This is a genomic window from Salmonella sp. HY31 (assembly GCF_042604575.1).
Classification (GTDB): domain Bacteria; phylum Pseudomonadota; class Gammaproteobacteria; order Enterobacterales; family Enterobacteriaceae; genus Salmonella; species Salmonella diarizonae.
This window is the reverse complement of the sequence record NZ_CP170479.1, coordinates 1231601-1253410: the sequence shown is the minus strand read 5'-3', so window position 1 is coordinate 1253410 and position 21810 is coordinate 1231601. Positions and strand designations below refer to the sequence as shown.

General features: G+C 49.7%; 20 protein-coding genes and 5 pseudogenes. 17 read left to right on the top strand and 8 right to left on the bottom strand.

Annotated elements, in window-relative coordinates:
- The first annotated feature begins 165 nt into the window (after window positions 1-165).
- Both ppk1 and ppx read left to right on the top strand, forming a co-directional pair.
- On the top strand, window positions 166-2232 hold the full coding sequence (ppk1, locus tag ACE15A_RS05810; protein ID WP_000529555.1) for a polyphosphate kinase 1: 2067 nt from the start codon (window positions 166-168) through the stop codon (window positions 2230-2232).
- Window positions 2233-2236: 4 nt separating this feature from the next.
- The gene (gene ppx, locus ACE15A_RS05805) at window positions 2237-3778 is read left to right on the top strand and encodes an exopolyphosphatase (RefSeq protein WP_053529989.1); all 1542 of its coding nucleotides are present in this window, start codon (window positions 2237-2239) and stop codon (window positions 3776-3778) included.
- A 35-nt stretch (window positions 3779-3813) separates the two neighbouring features.
- On the opposite strand, the gene ACE15A_RS05800 is transcribed toward ppx, so the two are convergent.
- Window positions 3814-6027: a sensor domain-containing phosphodiesterase gene (locus ACE15A_RS05800; protein WP_053507832.1), complete on the bottom strand. Its 2214-nt coding sequence runs from the start codon at window positions 6025-6027 to the stop codon at window positions 3814-3816.
- A 95-nt stretch (window positions 6028-6122) separates the two neighbouring features.
- Complete coding sequence (locus tag ACE15A_RS05795) at window positions 6123-6260, bottom strand: hypothetical protein (protein WP_044135994.1); 138 nt, start codon at window positions 6258-6260, stop codon at window positions 6123-6125.
- A gap of 178 nt (window positions 6261-6438) precedes the next feature.
- Between ACE15A_RS05795 and ACE15A_RS05790 the strand changes: the two genes are divergently transcribed.
- Window positions 6439-6630, top strand: coding sequence for a YfgG family protein (locus tag ACE15A_RS05790; protein ID WP_000075925.1), 192 nt, complete (start codon window positions 6439-6441; stop codon window positions 6628-6630).
- Between the two features lie 340 nt (window positions 6631-6970).
- Here the strand turns inward: ACE15A_RS05790 and ACE15A_RS05785 are convergent.
- Window positions 6971-7350, bottom strand: a pseudogene (locus tag ACE15A_RS05785) (tetratricopeptide repeat protein); the annotation flags it as partial.
- Between the two features lie 444 nt (window positions 7351-7794).
- A pseudogene (locus ACE15A_RS05780) lies at window positions 7795-7902 on the bottom strand (hypothetical protein); the annotation flags it as partial.
- Here ACE15A_RS05780 and ACE15A_RS05775 point away from each other — a divergent pair.
- The 11 genes and pseudogenes from ACE15A_RS05775 to ACE15A_RS05725 all read left to right on the top strand — a co-directional run.
- Window positions 7885-8004, top strand: a pseudogene (locus ACE15A_RS05775) (S-type pyocin domain-containing protein); the annotation flags it as partial. The pseudogenes ACE15A_RS05780 and ACE15A_RS05775 sit on opposite strands and share 18 nt — an antisense overlap.
- A gap of 104 nt (window positions 8005-8108) precedes the next feature.
- Window positions 8109-9281 (top strand): IS21-like element IS21 family transposase, encoded by a 1173-nt coding sequence (istA, locus tag ACE15A_RS05770; RefSeq protein ID WP_000952373.1) that lies wholly within the window; start codon window positions 8109-8111, stop codon window positions 9279-9281.
- Window positions 9281-10078 carry an IS21-like element IS21 family helper ATPase IstB gene (gene istB / locus ACE15A_RS05765; protein WP_000544830.1) on the top strand — a complete coding sequence of 266 codons (798 nt, stop codon included), beginning with the start codon at window positions 9281-9283 and terminating at the stop codon, window positions 10076-10078. Before istA ends, istB begins: the two co-directional genes overlap by 1 nt.
- Before the next feature lie 160 nt (window positions 10079-10238).
- The gene (locus tag ACE15A_RS05760; protein ID WP_241489905.1) at window positions 10239-10385 is read left to right on the top strand and encodes an S-type pyocin domain-containing protein; all 147 of its coding nucleotides are present in this window, start codon (window positions 10239-10241) and stop codon (window positions 10383-10385) included.
- Window positions 10386-10397: 12 nt separating this feature from the next.
- Window positions 10398-10748: an HNH endonuclease signature motif containing protein gene (locus ACE15A_RS05755; RefSeq protein ID WP_023245961.1), complete on the top strand. Its 351-nt coding sequence runs from the start codon at window positions 10398-10400 to the stop codon at window positions 10746-10748.
- An 11-nt stretch (window positions 10749-10759) separates the two neighbouring features.
- Window positions 10760-11056, top strand: coding sequence for a bacteriocin immunity protein (locus ACE15A_RS05750; RefSeq protein ID WP_072158779.1), 297 nt, complete (start codon window positions 10760-10762; stop codon window positions 11054-11056).
- Window positions 11057-11207: 151 nt separating this feature from the next.
- Window positions 11208-11435 carry a hypothetical protein gene (locus tag ACE15A_RS05745; protein ID WP_064055719.1) on the top strand — a complete coding sequence of 76 codons (228 nt, stop codon included), beginning with the start codon at window positions 11208-11210 and terminating at the stop codon, window positions 11433-11435.
- 272 nt (window positions 11436-11707) lie between these two features.
- Window positions 11708-12028: pseudogene (locus ACE15A_RS05740) on the top strand (DUF6402 family protein); the annotation flags it as partial.
- A 37-nt stretch (window positions 12029-12065) separates the two neighbouring features.
- The gene (locus tag ACE15A_RS05735; RefSeq protein ID WP_220529945.1) at window positions 12066-12365 is read left to right on the top strand and encodes a DUF6201 family protein; all 300 of its coding nucleotides are present in this window, start codon (window positions 12066-12068) and stop codon (window positions 12363-12365) included.
- 266 nt (window positions 12366-12631) lie between these two features.
- A pseudogene (locus tag ACE15A_RS05730) lies at window positions 12632-13126 on the top strand (DUF2345 domain-containing protein); the annotation flags it as partial.
- A complete protein-coding gene (locus ACE15A_RS05725; protein WP_023245967.1) occupies window positions 13059-13496 on the top strand; it encodes a hypothetical protein in 438 nt (145 codons plus the stop codon). The pseudogene ACE15A_RS05730 and the gene ACE15A_RS05725, both read left to right, overlap by 68 nt.
- A gap of 95 nt (window positions 13497-13591) precedes the next feature.
- Here the strand turns inward: ACE15A_RS05725 and guaA are convergent, their stop codons facing one another.
- The gene (guaA, locus tag ACE15A_RS05720) at window positions 13592-15169 is read right to left on the bottom strand and encodes a glutamine-hydrolyzing GMP synthase (protein WP_053510729.1); all 1578 of its coding nucleotides are present in this window, start codon (window positions 15167-15169) and stop codon (window positions 13592-13594) included.
- A gap of 69 nt (window positions 15170-15238) precedes the next feature.
- Window positions 15239-16705, bottom strand: a complete 1467-nt coding sequence (gene guaB, locus ACE15A_RS05715) for an IMP dehydrogenase (protein WP_000944174.1) — start codon at window positions 16703-16705, stop codon at window positions 15239-15241.
- Between the two features lie 160 nt (window positions 16706-16865).
- Between guaB and xseA the strand changes: the two genes are divergently transcribed.
- The 3 genes from xseA (at window position 16866) to ACE15A_RS05700 (ending at window position 19684) form a co-directional block, all read left to right on the top strand.
- Window positions 16866-18230 carry an exodeoxyribonuclease VII large subunit gene (gene xseA, locus ACE15A_RS05710; protein WP_023245970.1) on the top strand — a complete coding sequence of 455 codons (1365 nt, stop codon included), beginning with the start codon at window positions 16866-16868 and terminating at the stop codon, window positions 18228-18230.
- A 77-nt stretch (window positions 18231-18307) separates the two neighbouring features.
- Window positions 18308-19333, top strand: a complete 1026-nt coding sequence (locus ACE15A_RS05705; RefSeq protein WP_023245971.1) for a M4 family metallopeptidase — start codon at window positions 18308-18310, stop codon at window positions 19331-19333.
- Window positions 19334-19684 carry a protealysin inhibitor emfourin gene (locus ACE15A_RS05700; protein ID WP_053510731.1) on the top strand — a complete coding sequence of 117 codons (351 nt, stop codon included), beginning with the start codon at window positions 19334-19336 and terminating at the stop codon, window positions 19682-19684.
- A gap of 273 nt (window positions 19685-19957) precedes the next feature.
- Here ACE15A_RS05700 and ACE15A_RS05695 read toward each other — a convergent pair whose 3' ends face one another.
- Both ACE15A_RS05695 and der read right to left on the bottom strand, forming a co-directional pair.
- Window positions 19958-20179: a zinc ribbon domain-containing protein gene (locus tag ACE15A_RS05695; RefSeq protein ID WP_023245973.1), complete on the bottom strand. Its 222-nt coding sequence runs from the start codon at window positions 20177-20179 to the stop codon at window positions 19958-19960.
- Window positions 20180-20267: 88 nt separating this feature from the next.
- A complete protein-coding gene (gene der / locus ACE15A_RS05690; RefSeq protein ID WP_023245974.1) occupies window positions 20268-21740 on the bottom strand; it encodes a ribosome biogenesis GTPase Der in 1473 nt (490 codons plus the stop codon).
- Between the last annotated feature and the right edge of the window lie 70 nt (window positions 21741-21810).

Genomic DNA, 21810 nt, shown 5'->3' with positions numbered 1-21810 from the left:
CTGCTTGCCGGATGGCGGCATAAATGCCTATCCGGCCTACTCTTTTTCCTTCCTTTATGCTATCAGTTTATTGTCATACTTTTCTGACGCAGTTGGACATTAACGCGTAATGCTCGCCATAATCATCAGGCAGTGTCCCGTGAATAAAACGGAGTATAAGTAGTAATGGGTCAGGAAAAGTTATATATCGAGAAAGAACTGAGCTGGTTAGCATTTAACGAACGCGTATTACAGGAAGCAGCGGATAAATCCAACCCGCTGATTGAGCGGATGCGGTTCCTGGGTATCTATTCTAATAACCTCGACGAGTTCTACAAAGTGCGTTTCGCCGAACTGAAACGACGCATTATTATCAGCGAAGAACAGGGCTCAAATTCTCATTCACGCCATTTGTTAGGCAAAATTCAGTCCCGCGTGTTGAAAGCAGACCAGGAGTTCGACGGCCTGTACAACGAATTACTGCTGGAGATGGCGCGTAATCAAATCTTTCTGATCAACGAGCGTCAGCTCTCGGTGAACCAACAGAGCTGGTTGCGCCACTATTTTAAGCACTATTTGCGCCAGCACATTACCCCGATTCTTATTAACCGGGAGACGGACCTTGTTCAGTTTTTAAAAGATGATTACACCTATCTGGCGGTGGAGATTATCCGCGGCGACACCATCAACTATGCGCTGCTGGAGATACCGTCCGACAAAGTCCCACGCTTCGTTAATCTGCCGCCGGAGACACCGCGCAGACGCAAGCCGATGATCCTTCTGGATAATATTCTGCGCTACTGCCTGGATGACATTTTTAAAGGGTTCTTCGATTATGACGCGCTTAACGCCTATTCGATGAAAATGACCCGCGATGCTGAATATGATCTGGTGCATGAGATGGAATCCAGTCTAATGGAGCTGATGTCTTCCAGCCTGAAGCAGCGCCTGACCGCTGAACCGGTGCGCTTTGTCTATCAACGCGATATGCCCGCCGCTCTGGTCGACGTGTTGCGAGAAAAACTGACAATCTCCCGGTATGACTCAATCGTACCCGGCGGACGCTACCACAATTTTAAAGACTTTATTAATTTTCCGAATGTCGGTAAAGCCAACCTGGTCAATAAACCGTTACCGCGGTTACGCCATCTTTGGTTTGATAAAGAGAAGTTTCGTAACGGTTTCGACGCAATTCGCGAACGTGATGTGCTGCTCTATTATCCGTACCATACCTTCGAGCATGTACTGGAACTGTTACGCCAGGCGTCGTTTGACCCAAGCGTGCTGGCGATCAAAATCAATATTTATCGCGTAGCGAAAGACTCGCGCATTATTGACTCGATGATCCATGCCGCCCATAACGGCAAAAAAGTCACCGTGGTGGTGGAGTTGCAGGCGCGCTTCGATGAAGAGGCGAATATTCACTGGGCCAAGCGGTTAACCGAAGCGGGTGTCCATGTTATTTTCTCTGCGCCAGGGCTGAAAATTCACGCCAAACTCTTTCTCATCTCACGAAAAGAGGGCGATGACGTGGTGCGTTATGCGCATATCGGCACCGGTAACTTCAACGAAAAAACGGCGCGGCTGTATACCGATTATTCGCTGCTGACCGCCGATGCGCGCATTACCAATGAAGTACGCCGGGTCTTTAACTTTATTGAAAACCCCTATCGTCCGGTCACTTTCGATTATTTGATGGTTTCTCCACAAAACTCACGGCGTCTGCTGTATGAGATGATCGATCGTGAAATCGCCAATGCCCAGCAAGGCTTACCGTCAGGGATTACGTTAAAGCTTAACAACCTGGTCGATAAAGGGTTAGTCGACAGGCTATACGCCGCGTCGGGTTCGGGTGTCCAGGTCAATCTTTTGGTGCGCGGCATGTGTTCTCTTATTCCGCAACTGGAAGGAATTAGCGATAATATTCGCGCGATTAGCATCGTGGATCGCTATCTTGAACACGATCGGGTTTATATTTTCGAAAACGGCGGCGATAAGCAAGTGTGGCTCTCTTCAGCTGACTGGATGACGCGTAATATTGACTACCGTATCGAAGTCGCTACGCCTATCCTCGACCCGCGGCTTAAACAACGCGTACTGGATATCATTGACATTCTGTTTAGCGACACGGTAAAAGCGCGCTTTATCGATAAAGAACTCAGCAACCGCTACGTACCGCGCGGCAATCGCCGCAAAGTTCAGGCACAGCTGGCGATTTATGACTACATCAAATCACTCGAGCAACCAGACTAACGCTATGCCAATTTACGATAAATCCCCTCGCCCGCAGGAGTTCGCTGCGGTCGATCTCGGCTCAAACAGCTTTCATATGGTCATTGCCCGCGTGGTTGACGGCGCAATGCAGATCATCGGGCGCTTAAAACAGCGCGTCCATCTGGCGGACGGGCTGGGCGCAGATAACAAACTCAGCGAAGAAGCTATGGAACGGGGGCTTAGCTGTCTGTCGCTGTTTGCTGAGCGCTTACAAGGATTCTCCCCTTCCAGCGTCTGTATCGTGGGCACCCACACGTTACGTCAGGCGCAAAATGCCGCTGATTTTCTCAAACGCGCGGAAAAGGTTATTCCCTACCCAATAGAGATTATTTCCGGTAACGAAGAAGCGCGCCTGATCTTTATGGGCGTAGAACATACGCAACCGGAAAAAGGCCGCAAGCTGGTGATCGATATCGGCGGCGGGTCAACAGAGCTCGTCATCGGCGAAAACTTCGAACCCAGGCTGGTTGAAAGCCGTCGTATGGGCTGCGTGAGCTTCGCGCAGCTCTACTTTCCCGGCGGTGTTATCAATAAAGAAAATTTCCAGCGCGCCCGGATGGCGGCAGCGCAAAAACTGGAAACCTTAACCTGGCAGTATCGTATTCAAGGATGGAACGTGGCGATGGGCGCTTCCGGTACCATTAAAGCCGCTCATGAAGTTCTCCTGGCGCTGGGTGAGAAAGATGGCTTCATTACGCCGGAGCGCCTCGACAAACTGAAGTCAGAAGTGTTGAAGCACCGCTCCTTTAATGCGCTCAGCCTGCCGGGTCTGTCTGAAGAACGAAAAGCGGTCTTTGTGCCGGGTCTGGCGATTCTGTGCGGCGTTTTTGATGCATTGGCTATCCGCGAGCTTCGCCTTTCCGACGGCGCATTGCGCGAAGGCGTCCTGTATGAAATGGAAGGTCGCTTCCGCCATCAGGATGTTCGCAGCCGTACCGCAAAAAGTCTGGCCAATCAATACAACATTGACAGAGAACAAGCCAGACGCGTGCTGGAAACCACTATGCAGATGTATGAGCAGTGGCAGGCCCAGCAGCCAAAACTAGCGCATCCGCAGCTCGAAGCGTTGCTCCGCTGGGCGGCAATGCTACATGAAGTTGGACTGAATATTAATCACAGCGGTTTACATCGCCATTCGGCTTATATTCTGCAACACAGCGATTTGCCTGGCTTTAATCAGGAACAGCAAATGATGATGGCGACTCTGGTACGTTATCATCGTAAGGCCGTAAAACTGGATGATATGCCCCGCTTTACGCTGTTTAAGAAAAAACAGTATCTGCCGCTAATTCAGCTATTACGGCTGGGCGTATTATTGAACAACCAGCGGCAGGCGACAACCACGCCGCCGACGCTGCGGCTAACGACCGATAACAGCCACTGGACGTTACGTTTTCCGCATGACTGGTTCAGCCAGAATGCGCTGGTACTGCTTGATCTGGAAAAAGAACAGCAGTACTGGGAAGCGGTAACTGGCTGGCGTCTCAATATTGAGGAAGAAAGCTCGCCGGAGATCGCCGCGTAAATTGTAGGTCAGACGCCGCGGCGCGGCGTCTGACGTTACTGAATCTCAGATAATCGCTGCGGCTCGCCAATTAAATATCCCTGAAGATAGTCGATCCCCAATGAGAGTACCGCGCTGCGTATTTCTTCGCTCTCGACGTACTCCGCGACGACCTGCATTTTTTTCATTCGCGCTAAATGACAAATAGAAGCCACAATCTGATAATCGAGACTGTTTGACACGATGTTGCGGATAAAACTACCATCAATTTTAAGAATATCAGCGTTCACGTTTTTCAGCCGGGCATAGCTGGCGTAGCCGGTACCAAAATCATCAATCGCTATCTGACAGCCAAACTGCTGTAACTGTCCCAGCGTCAGCTGCGCCTGCTCGGCATTGGTGAGGGAGTTACTTTCCGTCACCTCAAACACTAGTTGCCAGGGCTCAACCTGATATTGAGTAAGCAACTGATTAACTTCTGAAGGAAAACGGGCGCGACATACCGATATTGGCGACAGGTTAATGGCAAAGCGATGTGCGGGCATATATTCCCGGCTGGCTGCCATAAACCGCAGCGTGTTTTCAACCACCCAGAGATCGATAGCGGAAGACAAACCAAACTCATGCGCTACGGGTAAAAAATTGTCCGGGTTGATAACGTCGCCGTTGTCATCCCTGAGCCGCAGTAAAATTTCATGGTAAAGGTCCCCACGAACACCAGAAATAGGCTGCGCCATCAGGAAAAAATGATCGTGCTCCAGCGCCTGTTGCAGGCGGTTCATCATCGCAATTCTTCCCTTCAAATCGCGCTGCAGATGCACCGCGCCGCGCCGCTGTAAATCTTCCGGCGCGTTAGTCGTCAACGAAAGATCGGAGCTGGTGCTTAACTCGCCTAACAGAAGATAAAGATGGCTAACCGGGGAACGCACGCAGCAGTAGCTCACGCCGACGGGCGGCTGTAGCGGCAGCCCGTCCCAGATAAACCGAAACTGCTTTATATGTTTATCCAACGCTTCAATACGCTGCTGATGCGACGCTGTATTAAGACGTAGCACCAGGTCGTGCCCTGACATCTGGTACACACACTCATTTGAGGCCAGCATCGGCGTAATCCAGTGAGAAAGCTTTTGCTTATACTGGATGCGCAGCATGACGCCATAATTTTTACCCAATAACTCCAGGCCCGGCACGTGTAAAAAACAGATTGTAGACCAGGGCGCGTTTTTGAGCGCACGGTTTAGCGCACGTAAATTGGGAAGATGGACAACCGGGTCAAGATAGGCCAGCCGACGCGCGCGACCGCTCACCACGCGCTGGCGTGTGGCCAGTACAGCCATATAATTAACAATGAAAGAAAAAACCAGATAGCTCGAAGAGGTAATGGCTAATTGCGTATCATAACCTGAATACCAGGGCATATAACGCTGGTAATAATGAATCGACGTAATCAGCACGACGGCCCAGATGATTGAAATAAATTTATAGCCATAGCGCATCGCTCCCCATAGCATGACCGGCAATAATAACGAAAGCGTATAGTTGGTACTAAATATTGAGCTATTATCAGTCAATGGCATACACAGTATAAACATCAGTGTAATCAGTACCGCTAGCCAAATAACAATCTCTTTTTTAGTGGCTTTGCTATCAACTTGTAGTTTTAATTGCTGATAATACCCCCGCAGGTGCAGCGGATTACGGAGAGTACGAATAATAAAATAACACAACGGCACGCCGATAAGATTGCCGACCAATAACGCCTGATAATTAATCAGCGTGTTGATGTTAAAGGGCATTACTCCCATCAGGCTGGCTTTGCTTTCGTACATGCCAACAAAAGCGGCAAACTGATAGATAACCAGAAATAATGTCGCCGAACAAAATACCTGCCAGAACATTCGTTGGAACATCAAGTGGGCATCACCGTGAGAAACATTGTTTCGCCGGGGGGAAAAAACATGGTAACCGCCCCAGCTTAGCACGATGGTAATGATAAAGTGCATCGTCACGGAAAGGGTTTCATATAGCCCCGTCTGCGGGTATCTGCGCCAGAAGATAGCAATCACAATGCCCGGCAGTGCTGCCCAGCCGAAAAATAACATCAGGCTAAGCATAAAAGCTAACGGCAGGTAAAACAGAACCACATTTCCAGTGCTGGTATGTGCATAAGTGTTTGCGCTACTTAAAACAGGTAATAAAATCGAAGGGAGGATAAGCGGTAGTCCCCACCATTTATCTCTGATATTTATATAAGATTTATTTAGCTTCATAGATGCTCAGCAGCCCCCCCAATCCCAAAGGGGCGTTAACAGACAGGCATCCCACCTGACTTTAAATGGATGATGCGATATACATCATACGATAGTCATCGATTGTAATTATTAAACAAAAGTAACATTTGATTTAAGTCAATTATTACCTTCCTCCGGGAGCCTTTATTCACTTTTTTATTCTTCGTTATCATTAATTTATTATTAATGTAAATACTAAAATTATCTTCCATAACAATATAAGATAAATCAACTGACGCAATTTTACATTAAGAGGAATTGACCATCGGTTCACAGTATGCCTTAATGTAGAGTGAATACAGGCTTGTTACGTTCTTCGCCCTGATAATACCCTTGAAGAACCCGGCCTGATCCCGCCCATACCGCTGGGCCAACGTTAAGGAACCCTTTGTGAGTCAGGCCAACAGTATGCGAAAACGACATCGATTTAACACTCGCATGACCCGTATCGTACTGCTTATCAGTTTTCTCTTCTTCTTTGGACGTTTCGTCTACTCTTCTATCGGCGCCTGGCAGCACCATCAGGATAAAAAAGAAGCGCAACAGTCAACGCTTTCGGTCAACACGCCGGGACAGCGTTAACTAGCCGTTATCCGTTGAAATAGCGATACTATCGTCACAGGCTTGCGGTGTTATCCAGATTCTGCTGCTCCCTTCCCAGGATTAGCATGAATCGATAGTTTGTTTTTTTAAGCGATAGAGGCTGAACGAAAGTCCGCCGTGACAAATGAGAAGCAGATACCGCTCAGGATTGCTACATTTTCTCTTAATAACTTCCACTCAGCATTAAAGATGTTTCGGCATCCAAAACAAAATATCGTTATCTCTATAGCCTCGAATTAGCGTTAATCGTTGCGACAGCTCGGTTTGCGCGACTCTGGTATACCAGCAACAGCTTTTTGCGCTTCAACCAGCCACGTTCAGCCGCTTTACGATACCACGCCAGCGTCATCTGGGTATGTTGGGGAACCCCATTACCGTACATACAGGCATTACTGAGTATTTCTTGCATAAAGCCCCCCAGCCCTGCTGCCTTACGATACCATTTCAACGCTTCTTTTTATTACGAGGAAAGTTTTTACCGTAATTATAATGATAACCAATAACGAAACAGGAAAAATAAGATCCCTGCTTACCTGCTTTTTTCCAGCCATTTTATCGCCAGCTTATAATCCGGGATAACATAGTCGCCATCCGCATACATTCCACCCAGACTAAATTGAGCAAGCCCATCCCTTTTTTCGCTTTGCATTCAGTTATCTGGATGTACTGACACACCTCTGACCCCAGGGGGTATCTATCCTGACTGCGTGAAGCTGTGACTCGCTTCAAGAAATATTAAAATCGACACTAACTCTAGTGAATTTTATTTTTAAAATGAATGAAATACGCATACAACATTCTTATTATAATTACCTCCAGAATATTAACGCATATTTATAGCAACCCGATATCTTTTTGATCCCGATTTATTCGGGCCTGCTTATTATTGAAGTAAAAACCCCGCCGTTAAGCGGTTTCTCTTCAACTTTTCAGCTCAATACGGGGAAACCATTCCCACTCAATGGTTTAGAAACCATCCAACATCTTGTTATCACTGAGTTTTACGACAACCATTTCCAGACAATACCGCAAAAAACATCGTCAAAATAATGAAATTTATGATGTAAATCACGTTGTTATGATAGTATTACAAACACGCCCTTTAGGGCCGTATTATTGCCATACAACACGTATTTAGGGTTATCAGGCCACTATCAGACGCTTAAAGAGCAACTGCTGGATATCCTGCCTGGGTGACCAGATCACATGCGCGGTCACTAAGATTTCCTCGACCGAATACAAAACATGGTGTGGAATAGTGAACATAATCGGTATGAGTTCACTCCAGCTCACGGTGCCGATGGTCCGCTGATTACCTGGACGCCTGAGAGACCTGAAGGAAGTGACCTTCCCTCATGTCAGCGCCAGTGATATAAGACGGTAATTCACCATTTGGATTGTCCGCTCCACCCAACATGTTGTTTCCTTAAGGTTCTCACACCAGAAAGGACATCAACATGCTGAGCAGAGAGGACTTTTACATGATAAAGCAAATGCGCCAGCAGGGCGCGTACATTGTCGATATTGCGACTCAGATTGGTTGCTCTGAACGGACGGTCAGACGCTACCTCAAATACCCTGAACCGCCAGCCAGAAAGACCCGCCACAAAATGGTTAAGCTGAAACCGTTTATGGATTACATCGACATGCGCCTGGCAGAGAATGTCTGGAATAGTGAGGTTATCTTCGCGGAGATTAAGGCAATGGGTTATACGGGCGGACGTTCCATGCTGCGTTACTACATCCAGCCCAAACGTAAAATGCGTCCGTCAAAAAGAACAGTTCGCTTCGAAACTCAGCCTGGATACCAGCTCCAGCACGACTGGGGCGAAGTTGAGGTGGAGGTTGCCGGGCAACGGTGCAAAGTTAACTTTGCGGTTAATACGCTGGGGTTCTCCCGCCGCTTCCATGTCTTCGCAGCACCAAAACAGGATGCTGAGCATACCTACGAATCACTGGTTCGCGCCTTCCGCTACTTCGGTGGTTGTGTGAAAACGGTGCTGGTTGATAACCAGAAGGCTGCGGTGCTGAAGAATAACAACGGGAAAGTCGTGTTCAACTCCGGATTCCTGTTGCTGGCCGACCACTATAACTTCCTGCCACGGGCATGCCGTCCACGCAGGGCCAGAACAAAAGGTAAGGTTGAGCGAATGGTGAAATACCTCAAGGAGAACTTCTTCGTCCGGTACCGCAGGTTCGACAGCTTCACTCATGTTAATCAACAACTGGAGCAATGGATAGCCGATGTGGCTGACAAACGGGAACTTCGCCAGTTCAAAGAAACGCCGGAACAGCGCTTCGCGCTGGAGCAGGAACATCTGCAGCCGTTACCGGATACGGACTTCGATACCAGTTACTTCGATATCCGCCATGTGTCCTGGGACAGCTATATCGAGGTTGGTGGTAATCGTTACAGCGTTCCCGAAGCGCTGTGTGGTCAGCCGGTATCGATACGAATATCGCTGGATGACGAGTTGCGGATCTACAGTAATGAGAAACTGGTGGCCTCACATCGCCTCTGTTCGGCATCGTCTGGCTGGCAGACAGTGCCGGAGCATCACGCCCCGCTCTGGCAGCAGGTCAGTCAGGTGGAACATCGACCACTGAGTGCCTATGAGGAGCTGTTGTGATGCATGAGCTGGAAGTCCTGCTGAGTCGCCTGAAAATGGAGCATCTGAGTTATCACGTTGAAAGCCTGCTGGAACAGGCAGCTAAAAAAGAGCTGAACTACCGGGAGTTCCTGTGCATGGCGCTACAGCAGGAATGGAACGGCAGGCATCAGCGCGGTATGGAGTCCAGGCTGAAGCAGGCTCGTCTGCCGTGGGTCAAAACGCTGGAGCAGTTCGACTTTACCTTCCAGCCGGGCATCGACCGTAAGGTTGTCCGGGAACTGGCTGGTCTGGCGTTCGTGGAGCGCAGCGAAAACGTGATCCTGCTGGGACCTCCTGGTGTCGGAAAAACTCATCTGGCCATAGCTCTTGGCGTGAAAGCGGTGGATGCGGGACATCGGGTACTGTTTATGCCACTGGACAGACTGATCGCGACACTGATGAAAGCGAAACAGGAAAACCGTCTGGAGCGTCAGCTGCAGCAACTGAGTTATGCCCGGGTGTTGATCCTGGATGAAATAGGCTATCTGCCGATGAACAGAGAGGAAGCCAGCCTGTTCTTCCGGCTACTGAACCGTCGATATGAAAAAGCGAGCATCATACTGACGTCAAACAAAGGGTTCGCAGACTGGGGAGAAATGTTCGGAGATCACGTGCTGGCAACAGCGATACTGGATCGGTTGCTACATCACTCAACCACGCTGAATATCAAAGGAGAGAGTTACCGGTTAAAAGAGAAACGTAAAGCTGGAGTGCTGACCAAAAACACAACGCCAATCAGTGATGATGAAATGGTGAAAAGCGGACAGCATCAGTAACGAAAGTATCTTAGCGGGCATGAAAATGGCAAATAACGGTCAAACATCGTGGCGTTGACACTCACATACCGGCAGCGACATCAAGTCAATAGACTAGGCTACAATACTCGTCACGCCAATTCCTGACGGCAAAGATGAATACACGACACCACCATTCCCGGTGCCGGAAGAACGCGATCTTAACGATTACATTCTGGTGTTCCCTGCGGATTCAGGCAGTAAGCCGATTTATGTTTATCTGAAGGATGATCCGCGGGATCAGGCTGGTACAGCTTCAGGAAACGGTTCTCAAATTGAAACAGGATAGAAGTGGCTTGATTTGTCTGTAACAAACAATGGAGAGGGTGCTAAAATCCCTTCAAATATTGCAGATAAATTACGTGGAAGACACTATGATAGTTTCCGTAAGTCTCGGGAGGATTTATGGTTAGAAATAAGCAAAGATCCAGAGCTATCAAAACAGTTTAGTAACGGTAATATAGAGGCGATGCAAGAGGGGAAAGCACCAACAGCTCCATTTGCTGGACATTATGTAGGACCAAAACAAGTAATTAAGAAGTTTGAAATACATCACATAAAACCTATTGAAGAAGGTGGTGGAGTGTATGATATCGATAATTTGCGAATTACAACGCCAAAACTTCATAAATTCATTCATTACGGGGAATGAGGGAGCCTATTATGATTGATATTAATAATGTTAAAGAGAAATTGGAAAGTTATACCGAAAGTGAATTTAAGAAAATATTGGATGAATTTTATGCAAATCATAGATCATCGCCATCACTCAAGGGTGACGAGCTAGAACTTTATTTGGATAATCTCCTTGATTTTCTGACTGTACTGGTTGGAACCGGAGAAGTTAGTGACTTTATATACTATCCAGATACACCTGAAAATGATTCACCTGAAGGTGCATTGAATGAAGTAATTAAATGGAGGAAATCTCAAGGGCTTCCTTTATTCAAAGACTCATAGGTCAAACAAAATCATGAACAGAAAAATAATATGGCTGCCGCATAGCAGCCTTAAGTTATAAGGTTAACATAATAGTAATGTACATGAGGTTATTACGCCATTGCCAGTTAGATTAACCCCCTCTGAAATTCATCACGATAAAATGCAATCTATGACAGCAATTGCAGAAGAATTAACGAATCTCATAGATACTGGGTCCGACGAAATATCTAGCAAAGTGAATGCATTGATAGAAAAGTGGAATATCTTTGCTGTTACTAAGTTTGAATTTAGCGATTTTCGTGACTACCACTCATGGATTTCTACAGAAAATTTTGTAAAGACGGCCCTTTATCAAGCTAAATATCAAGCGGACTTGTCTTTCCATGAGGCGAAATAAATAATAGAATTTATAAGCACCGCTGAAGGTAATGAGGCCTTACAAGGTTATGCTCTTAGCCTGATAGAGTTGAATTTCTCAGAGCCATGTGTCTCAGATCTATTCTACTATCCTGAATACTGGTTCAAAAATGATTCAATGTCTGACGTCAATTTAACTTATGATGAGATTTTCGGGTATTTAATGAAAAAATCAGGCCGTTGGTTACCAGGCGCACCGAAAATTGATTTGCCTTATCCATTACCAGCACAGAGTGTGGGAAAAAATCAATTATGGACCGAAAAACACCTTCATTGTATGAAATTCTTACTTGCAACTTTACAGGGGATCTTCCCCTTGAAGTTATTAACGAAGAAGACCAGGTCATTTTATCTGTATTGGATAACATCCAGCGTATTTTGAACGCCCGGGTCGGGACCATATCCCATTTACCAGATTATGGCTTACCCGATATGACCAAAATTCTTTTTGTGCCTGTATTTAATTCAGATTTTAGAGAATGGCAAAAAAAACACAACACTGGTGGAGATTACATCGTTTTTTCTGATGTATTATGGACTCCTCCACTTGATAAAGATAGGGTGATTGAGTTATGAGAATATGCTCTGTGAGTAAAATTGTTATTTTGTAATACTATTATTCATATGGTTTGTTTTTTCACCTGTAGCTTTTTTTGGCAAGTTTAACTATATTTATGAAAAAGTAAGCCAAGATGGTCAATTTAAAATAGTCGCTTACGACATATTACCCACTACACCCTATGCGGCGTATCAAAACTTCATATGTAATGACATATTTCTTGTTTTATATGATAAAAATGGAAAATATTTAGGGCAAAGTTCTCCATTTCATTTTTCAGAATTTGATGGTGTATTTGCTGATGCTGTTTTTTTCCAGGGGATATTCTTGGAGATAACTCTTTTTCAATAAATGGTGTTAACGACTATGTTGAAGGATACACAATTCCAGTTGATCACAAAAGATGGTGGAGTCAGTTCATCTCAATATTTCACTAACTAATAAAATGGAGGAAACCATTGAGTCTTCCACATTTTAAAGACTCATAAGGATTTTATTATCAATGTATAATTCAATTATCAAAGTTGTCTGGTAGATGTTTTTCATTGACTTCACTGCTGATGATATGCGGTATGCCGATATGACGAAAGAGCAGATACTTGCTCAGGGGAAAATGAATAAACGAGGTGCTGCTGATGACCGCCCCGGAAGGGATGGCGCTGACCAGCGGTGAAGATATGCAACTGGCCGGGGAGAAGCTGGGGCTCTTTGCCCACACCGGACAACTGAGCCTGAAATCCGGAGAAGGGGCAATAGATGTCCAGGCGCAAAACGCCAGCCTGCGGTTGTTTGCAGAGAAGAAGCTGAGGCTGAGCTCAGCGAGTGACATCTCTTTTGCCGGGAAAAAACGCATCACGCTGATCGGCGACGGGAGTTACCTGCGACTGGAGGCGGGGAAAATAGAGTACGGGACAACGACGATGTACCTGCGCCGGACGAAAAGGACGATGGCTGCGACACGAAGCGCTTTACCTCTGGATACCCCCCGCGCCCTCCTCCGGCAACTATGCGGGAACTTAACCCCGCCCCCCCTGGGTAACGCCGGTGTATGCACAATCCTGCCTGAAGGCGAAAGGCTGCACGGATGCCGGTACTGCCGAAGAGCCCGTTGATAACTTTGGACAGATGACAATTTTTGCCCAGCCTGACGACGGAGGCGCAAATGCACCTGCTCAGGCAACGGCTGCACCGCTTGCTCCGGGGACCGCTACTGGCGTAATGACTCAGGTCCGGTGGGAATGGTCCCTGACCGGTGTACTGGGAGCCACCCGGGGGATTCCGTATGTGGGTGCGATAATATCCGTGCTGTATGTCCCGTCTGCGGGTGAAGGCAGCGGCAATGCCCCCGAACGAGATGAATTCTGGTACGAGGAAAAGCTGCGGCAGAAAGCGCTGACCGGGGCAAAAGCCACGACCCGGGTGAATTACATCGGATTAAAAAAGCAGAAAATGATGGAAAAACCCCAATATCAGAAGAGGTGAGAAAACATGAATGCACATAAAGAAAAACCCTCTGCAAGAACAGAGGGTTAAGTTCACTTTTACCTGTTCATGAAAACACAGGAAGGGTTATCGGCTTATTCCCACTCAATTGTTGCCGGCGGTTTACCACTGATGTCATACACCACACGGGAAATCCCGTTGACTTCATTGATGATGCGGTTGGAAACGCGCCCCAGGAAGTCATACGGCAGATGCGCCCAGTGCGCGGTCATAAAGTCGATAGTTTCGACGGCACGCAGGGAGACCACCCAATCGTACTTACGCCCATCACCCATGACGCCCACGGAACGGACCGGCAGGAAGACAGTGAACGCCTGACTCACTTTGTCGTACAGATCCGCTTTGCGCAGCTCTTCAATGAAGATAGCGTCTGCGCGACGCAGCAGGTCACAGTACTCTTTCTTCACTTCGCCCAGTACGCGCACGCCGAGGCCCGGCCCCGGGAACGGATGGCGATACAGCATGTCATACGGCAGGCCCAGCTCCAGACCAATCTTACGTACTTCATCTTTGAACAACTCTTTCAGCGGTTCAACCAGCCCCATCTTCATCTCTTTCGGCAGGCCGCCGACATTGTGGTGAGATTTGATGACATGCGCTTTACCGGTTGCGGAGGCGGCAGATTCGATCACATCAGGATAGATAGTCCCCTGCGCCAGCCATTTCACGTCTTCCAGCTTGAGCGCTTCTTCGTCGAACACTTCCACGAAAACACGGCCAATGATCTTACGCTTGGCTTCCGGATCATTCTCGCCAGCCAACGCGGACAGGAAGCGCTCTTCTGCCGGAACGTGAACGATATTCAGACCGAAATGATCGCCAAACATGTCCATCACCTGCTCGGCTTCGTTCAAGCGCAGCAGACCGTTATCAACGAAAACACAAGTCAGATTTTTACCGATCGCACGGTGCAGCAGCATCGCGGTCACGGAGGAGTCGACCCCCCCGGAGAGACCGAGAATGACTTTATCATCGCCTACCTGCTCGCGAATGCGGGCTACGGCATCGTCGATGATCTTCGCCGGAGTCCACAACGCTTCACACTGGCAGATATCGCGTACAAAACGCTCCAGCATCCGCATCCCCTGGCGGGTATGGGTCACTTCCGGGTGGAACTGCACACCGTAGAAGCGTTTTTCTTCGTTCGCCATAATCGCGAACGGACAGGTTTCGGTGCTGGCGACGGTGACGAAGTCGGACGGAATCGCCGTCACTTTATCACCATGGCTCATCCAGACATCCAGCAACGGCTTGCCGTCAGCGGTCAGGGAGTCTTCAATACCGCGAACCAATGCGCTGTCGGTCAGCACTTCGACCTGCGCGTAACCAAATTCACGTTCATTAGAACCTTCTACATGACCGCCAAGCTGCATCGCCATGGTCTGCATCCCGTAGCAGACGCCAAATACCGGCACGCCTGCTTCAAAGACATACTGCGGCGCGCGCGGGCTGTTTTCTTCGGTGGTACTTTCCGGGCCGCCGGAAAGGATAATGCCGCTTGGATTGAACTCACGGATTTGTGCTTCAGTTACATCCCATGCCCACAGTTCGCAATAAACGCCCAGTTCACGCACGCGACGTGCGACCAACTGAGTGTATTGCGATCCGAAATCCAGGATGAGAATGCGATGTTTATGAATATTGTCTGTCATTGACGCTAATTCCGAGGCAAGTGAAACAGATTAAATAAATCGCCCGACGCGAAGGTCGGGCGAAGAAAATCAGGAGCCCAGACGGTAGTTCGGGGACTCTTTGGTGATGGTCACGTCGTGAACGTGGCTTTCCTGGATACCCGCACCGCTGATACGCACAAACTCCGCTTTAGTACGCAGTTCGTCGATGGTAGCACAACCGGTCAGCCCCATACAGGAGCGCAGGCCGCCCATCTGCTGGTGAATGATCTCTTTCAGGCGACCTTTATAGGCTACGCGGCCTTCGATACCTTCCGGCACCAGTTTGTCGGCAGCGTTATCGCTCTGGAAGTAACGGTCGGAGGAACCTTTGGACATCGCGCCCAGCGAGCCCATGCCGCGGTAAGATTTGTAAGAACGGCCCTGGTAGAGTTCGATTTCGCCCGGAGACTCTTCCGTACCGGCCAGCATAGAGCCGACCATGACGGCGCTCGCGCCAGCGGCGATGGCTTTAGCGATGTCGCCGGAGAAGCGAATCCCGCCGTCAGCGATAACCGGAATCCCGGTGCCTTCCAGCGCTTCCACCGCGTCGGACACCGCGGTAATTTGCGGCACGCCCACACCAGTAACGATACGGGTGGTACAGATAGAGCCCGGACCGATACCCACTTTCACCGCGCTGCAACCCGCTTCCGCCAGCGCGCGAGCGCCTGCGCCCGTCGCGACGTTGCCGCCGATGATTTGCAGATCCGGATATTTAGCGCGCGTCTCACGAATACGTTGCAACACACCTTCTGAATGACCGTGAGAAGAGTCGATCAGCAGTACGTCAACGCCTGCCGCCACCAGCGCGTCAACGCGCTCTTCGTTGCCCGCGCCTGCGCCGACCGCGGCGCCGACACGTAAACGGCCCTGCTCATCTTTACAGGAGTTTGGTTTACGTTCCGCTTTCTGGAAATCTTTTACGGTAATCATGCCAAGCAGATGGAAGTTATCATCAACGACCAGCGCTTTTTCTACGCGTTTTTCGTGCATTTTTGCCAGTACGACTTCACGGGCTTCGCCTTCGCGAACGGTCACCAGACGCTCTTTCGGCGTCATATAAACGCTGACCGGTTGGTTCAGATCGGTGACGAAACGCACGTCACGGCCAGTGATAATACCTACCAGCTCGTTGTCTTCAGTCACCACCGGATAGCCCGCGAAGCCGTTACGCTCGGTCAGGGCTTTCACTTCATGCAACGTGGTGGTTGGCAGGACGGTCTGCGGGTCGGTCACTACGCCGGACTCGTGTTTCTTCACGCGGCGAACTTCTTCCGCCTGGCGCTCAATAGACATGTTTTTGTGGATAAAACCGATGCCGCCCTCCTGTGCCAGGGCAATTGCCAGGCGCGCTTCAGTCACGGTGTCCATCGCCGCAGAAAGCATAGGAATATTCAGACGAATGGTTTTCGTCAACTGCGTGCTGAGATCGGCAGTATTCGGCAGAACGGTAGAGTGAGCGGGAACAAGGAGGACGTCGTCAAACGTCAGGGCTTCTTTAGCGATACGTAGCATGGGCAATATCTCACCTGGGAGGTTAATAAATATTGCCGCGGCATTATACAGAACGTAATCGGTTGCATCTACACTTTTTTGCAAATAGTGCTTGCGATCCCCTGTGAGCAGGTTACTATCGATTGAATAACCTGCTGATTTAGAATTTGATCCCGCTCACATGTTATCCTCTCAGACTTCCTCAATTTTTACCGTAAGCCGCCTCAACCAGACGGTTCGTCTGCTGTTAGAACAGGAGATGGGACAGGTATGGATCAGCGGCGAGATTTCTAATTTCACGCAGCCTGCTTCGGGTCACTGGTACTTTACGCTCAAAGACGATACCGCTCAGGTACGCTGTGCGATGTTCCGTAACAGCAATCGTCGGGTCACGTTCCGCCCGCAGCACGGGCAGCAAGTACTGGTACGCGCCAATATTACGCTGTACGAGCCGCGCGGCGACTATCAGATTATCGCCGAAAGTATGCAGCCCGCGGGCGAAGGGCTTTTGCAGCAGAAGTATGAGCAGCTAAAAGCCAAATTGCAGGCTGAAGGGTTGTTCGATCAGCAACATAAACAACCGTTGCCCTCCCCAGCCCACTGCGTAGGGGTTATCACCTCGAAAACCGGCGCGGCGCTGCACGATATTCTTCACGTGCTGAAACGCCGCGATCCGTCGTTGCCGGTCATTATCTACCCAACAGCAGTTCAGGGCGACGACGCGCCAGGGCAGATCGTGCGTGCCATTGAGCTTGCTAACATCCGCAAAGAGTGCGACGTGCTGATCGTCGGGCGCGGCGGCGGGTCGCTGGAAGATTTATGGAGCTTTAACGACGAGCGCGTCGCACGAGCAATTTTTGCCAGCACCATTCCGGTGGTGAGCGCCGTCGGCCACGAAACGGACGTCACGATAGCCGATTTTGTCGCCGACCTGCGCGCGCCCACGCCGTCCGCAGCGGCGGAAATCGTCAGCCGTAACCAGCAGGAGCTGCTGCGCCAGATACAGACCGCGCGCCAGCGGCTGGAAATGGCGATGGATTATTATCTGGCTAACCGCCAGCGGCGGTTTACCCAACTGTACCACCGTCTGCAACAACAGCATCCGCAACTGCGACTGGCGCGTCAACAGACTGCTCTGGAACGGCTACGCCAACGCATGAGCATCGCGCTTGAAGCCCAACTAAAACGCGCAGCCCAGCAGCAGCAGCGCCTAACGCAGCGTCTGAATCAACAAAACCCGCAACCGCGTATTCACCGTGCGCAGTCGCGCGTTCAGCAACTGGAATATCGTCTGGCGGAAAACCTCCGCGCACGGTTAAGCGAACAGCGCGAGCGTTTCGGTAATGCGGTAACGCACCTGGAAGCCGTTAGCCCGCTGGCGACGATGGCGCGAGGCTACAGTGTCTCAACCGCAACCGACGGTCACGTGCTGAAAAAAGTGAAACAGCTTAACGTGGGCGATATAATGACCACGCGCCTGAAAGACGGTTGGGTGACCAGTGAAGTGACCGCCATCAAACCTGTAAAAAAGATCCGTTTAGGATAAAAGCATATAATGCTTTGATGCTCACAATCTATACTACTGATGTTCTTTTCGGCATTGTCCGCCATAAGGAGATCGGTATGAATACTGTTTCTTGCCACACTGTGATCCCACCTTATATTTTGCGCCGTATTATCGCGAACGGCTCGGCGCCCCAACAGCGATGCGCTCGTCTGACGTTAACGCATGTGCAAACTCTGATGGCGCATAATCCTGTCAAATCACCTGTGTCCCATCCCGCCCATCCAGGCCAGCTTGAACGCGATATCTACGACGCCAGACAAGCTCAGGAATTACCTGGATTACAGGTTCGCCATGAGGGACAACCGTCCAACGGCGATATCGCCGTTGATGAAGCTTATGATTATCTCGGCATTACCCACGAATTTTTCTGGCAAAAGTATCATCGCGACTCGCTGGATAATAAAGGTCTGGCGCTGATCGGTACAGTACACTACGGTCGCGACTACCAGAACGCGTTCTGGAATGGGCAGCAGATGGTATTTGGCGACGGCGATGGAGAAATATTTAACCGTTTTACGATTGCGATTGATATCGTCGCGCATGAGTTGACTCACGGCGTTACAGAAACAGAAGCCGGGTTAATTTATTTTGAGCAAGCTGGCGCGCTGAATGAATCGCTTTCCGACGTTTTTGGTTCACTGGTAAAACAGTTTCATCTCCAGCAAACTGCCGGGCAGGCTGACTGGATTATTGGCGAAGGGCTACTGGCTAAAGGTATTAACGGCAAAGGGTTACGCTCTATGGCCGCGCCGGGCACCGCGTATGACGATCCGCTACTTGGAAAAGACCCTCAGCCTGCTCATATGCAGGATTTTATTAAAACCCGTGAAGACAATGGCGGTGTGCATCTTAATTCCGGCATCCCGAACCGGGCATTTTACCTGGCCGCCCGCCAAATCGGCGGTTATGCCTGGGAAAAAGCCGGTTATGCCTGGTATGATACGCTGTGCGATCGCAATCTCGCCCAAAATGCCAGTTTTGCGGACTTTGCCAGACTCACCATTGCCCACGGAGAAAAACGTTCCGGGCAAACAACGGCTTCCGCCATTGAGCAGGCATGGAAAACCGTAGGAGTGCTATAGATGGATATCCCTGAGCTTACCGATGACGCCATTGTGGAACTGGCGCGTGAAGGCGGGGTGGCATTTATCCCTAAGCTAAATAAGCAGCGCAAGATTGCGTTAGCAACGTTGACGGCTCTCCAACGCCAGCGGATCACCGATATTCTGAAGCAGACGTTACCCGTGGGTTCGCCGCCGGGCCAGGTGAACTCACCCGGCAAAGGTGACCAGCGCTATTTCCGAATCCAGATAATCTGGACGCAGCACCAACAGGCGCAATATACAGACATCGTTATTCTGGTTCCCGAAAACGATGCGCCAGCCTCTCTGGTCGAACTGTGGCAAAAAGGTGAAGCGTGCATTTGTGATTAATATGGAAATCGCACAAATTCGACACGTGTTTAGCGTGTTAGCCGCGCCTTTTTATATACCTGTTTTATGGCTAATTCGTCCGCCGCGAAGATTACGGTAAATTTAATATAAATTCCGAGGAATAATATTTACTATAAATAAGTGGGTAAATAAAAGGATAAAATAGCCGCCGGGCAGGATGACTCTGCTAATGTTACGGGGATATTGAATAGCTATTTTGCCCTTAGCCGAATAAGACGTTGGCCCTTCTGCGGCGTAACGTCGCCAGCGGTTTTATTGATCGAGAATGACGAAATTAACCCGTTTTTTTGAAATTAAACCATGACCGTTCTGGCAAAAATAGTCCACCGCGCCGCAGGCTTTCAAAACCTGTAACGGCTGGCGGCAGTCGGGGCAAATCGCCTGCAACGCAAAATCTTTAGCGCATGTCGCGCAATGCGCAGTATCGCCATCGCGCTCCAGCGCGTGATGGCAAACGGGGCAGGTTATTTCCATAACATTCTCCTCAGGCGCGTAATTCACTTTTACTCGAAAGGCCTGATAGCGCTACGCTTGTCAGGCCTGGAACATTACTGAAAAAGCGTTACTTGCTTTTCTTGATATGCTTCATCAAACGCTTACGTTTGCGCATTTGCGTTGGCGTCAGCGTGTTACGCTTGTTCGCATACGGGTTCTCCCCTTCTTTAAACTGAATGCGAATGGGCGTTCCCATCACTTCCAACGACTTGCGGAAGTAGTTCATCAGATAGCGCTTATAGGAATCCGGCAGATCTTTTACCTGGTTGCCGTGAATAACCACAATCGGCGGGTTATAGCCGCCAGCGTGGGCATATTTCAGCTTCACGCGGCGACCGCGTACCAGCGGTGGCTGATGATCTTCAACCGCCATCGTCATGATACGGGTCAGCATCGCAGTGCTCACCCGGCGAGTGGAACTGTCGTAAGCCTCACGTACGGACTCAAACAGGTTACCGACGCCGCTACCGTGCAACGCAGAGATAAAATGAACGCGGGCAAAATCAATAAAGCCCAGACGGAAATCCAGCGTCTCTTTCACCTGCTCTTTGACTTCCTGGCTCAGGCCATCCCATTTGTTGACTACGATAACGAGTGAGCGCCCACTATTGAGGATAAAGCCCAGCAGAGACAAATCCTGGTCAGAGATCCCCTCGCGCGCATCGATAACCAACAGTACGACGTTAGCGTCTTCAATCGCCTGCAACGTTTTAATCACCGAGAACTTTTCTACCGCATCGGTGATTTTCCCGCGCTTACGCACCCCCGCCGTGTCAATCAGCACATATTCCCGTTCGTCGCGTTCCATCGGGATATAAATGCTGTCGCGAGTAGTGCCGGGCATGTCGTATACCACCACGCGTTCTTCGCCGAGAATACGGTTAGTGAGCGTGGACTTACCTACGTTCGGGCGACCCACAATCGCTAACTTAATCGGCAGATCCTGCGGATTAAAGTCATCTTCCGGCGCTTCTTCGCCATTTTCTTCCGCCTCGAATTGCGCCCAGTATTCTGCGTCTTCATCCACCTCTTCCTGCGGCGCGACATCATCCATCCACGGCAAAAGCACATGTTCCAGCAGGCTCAATACGCCGCGACCATGCGATGCGGCGATAGGGTATATTTCGCCTAATCCCAGCGAGTAAAAATCGACAACCGCCTGATCGGGATCGAGACCATCAGTTTTATTCGCCACCAGGAAGGTCGGTTTTTCACGGGAACGTAGATGTTTGGCAATCGCTTCATCCGCCGGCATCAGGCCAGCGCGCGCATCGACCATGAATAACACCACATCCGCTTCTTCAATCGCCAGCAGCGACTGTTCCGCCATCCGCGTTTCGACGCCGTCTTCAGTGCCGTCAATACCGCCGGTGTCGATACAGATAAACTCGCGGCCTTCAACCTCCGCACGACCGTACTTACGGTCACGAGTCAGACCCGGGAAATCCGCAACCAGCGCATCTCGGGTGCGGGTCAGACGGTTAAATAGCGTGGATTTTCCGACGTTAGGGCGCCCGACAAGCGCGACCACAGGTACCATGTTTAAAGCCTCATTTAAAAAATCATCAGACAACGCGCACATTTTGCGCCGTTGTTAAAAACAGGAAAAC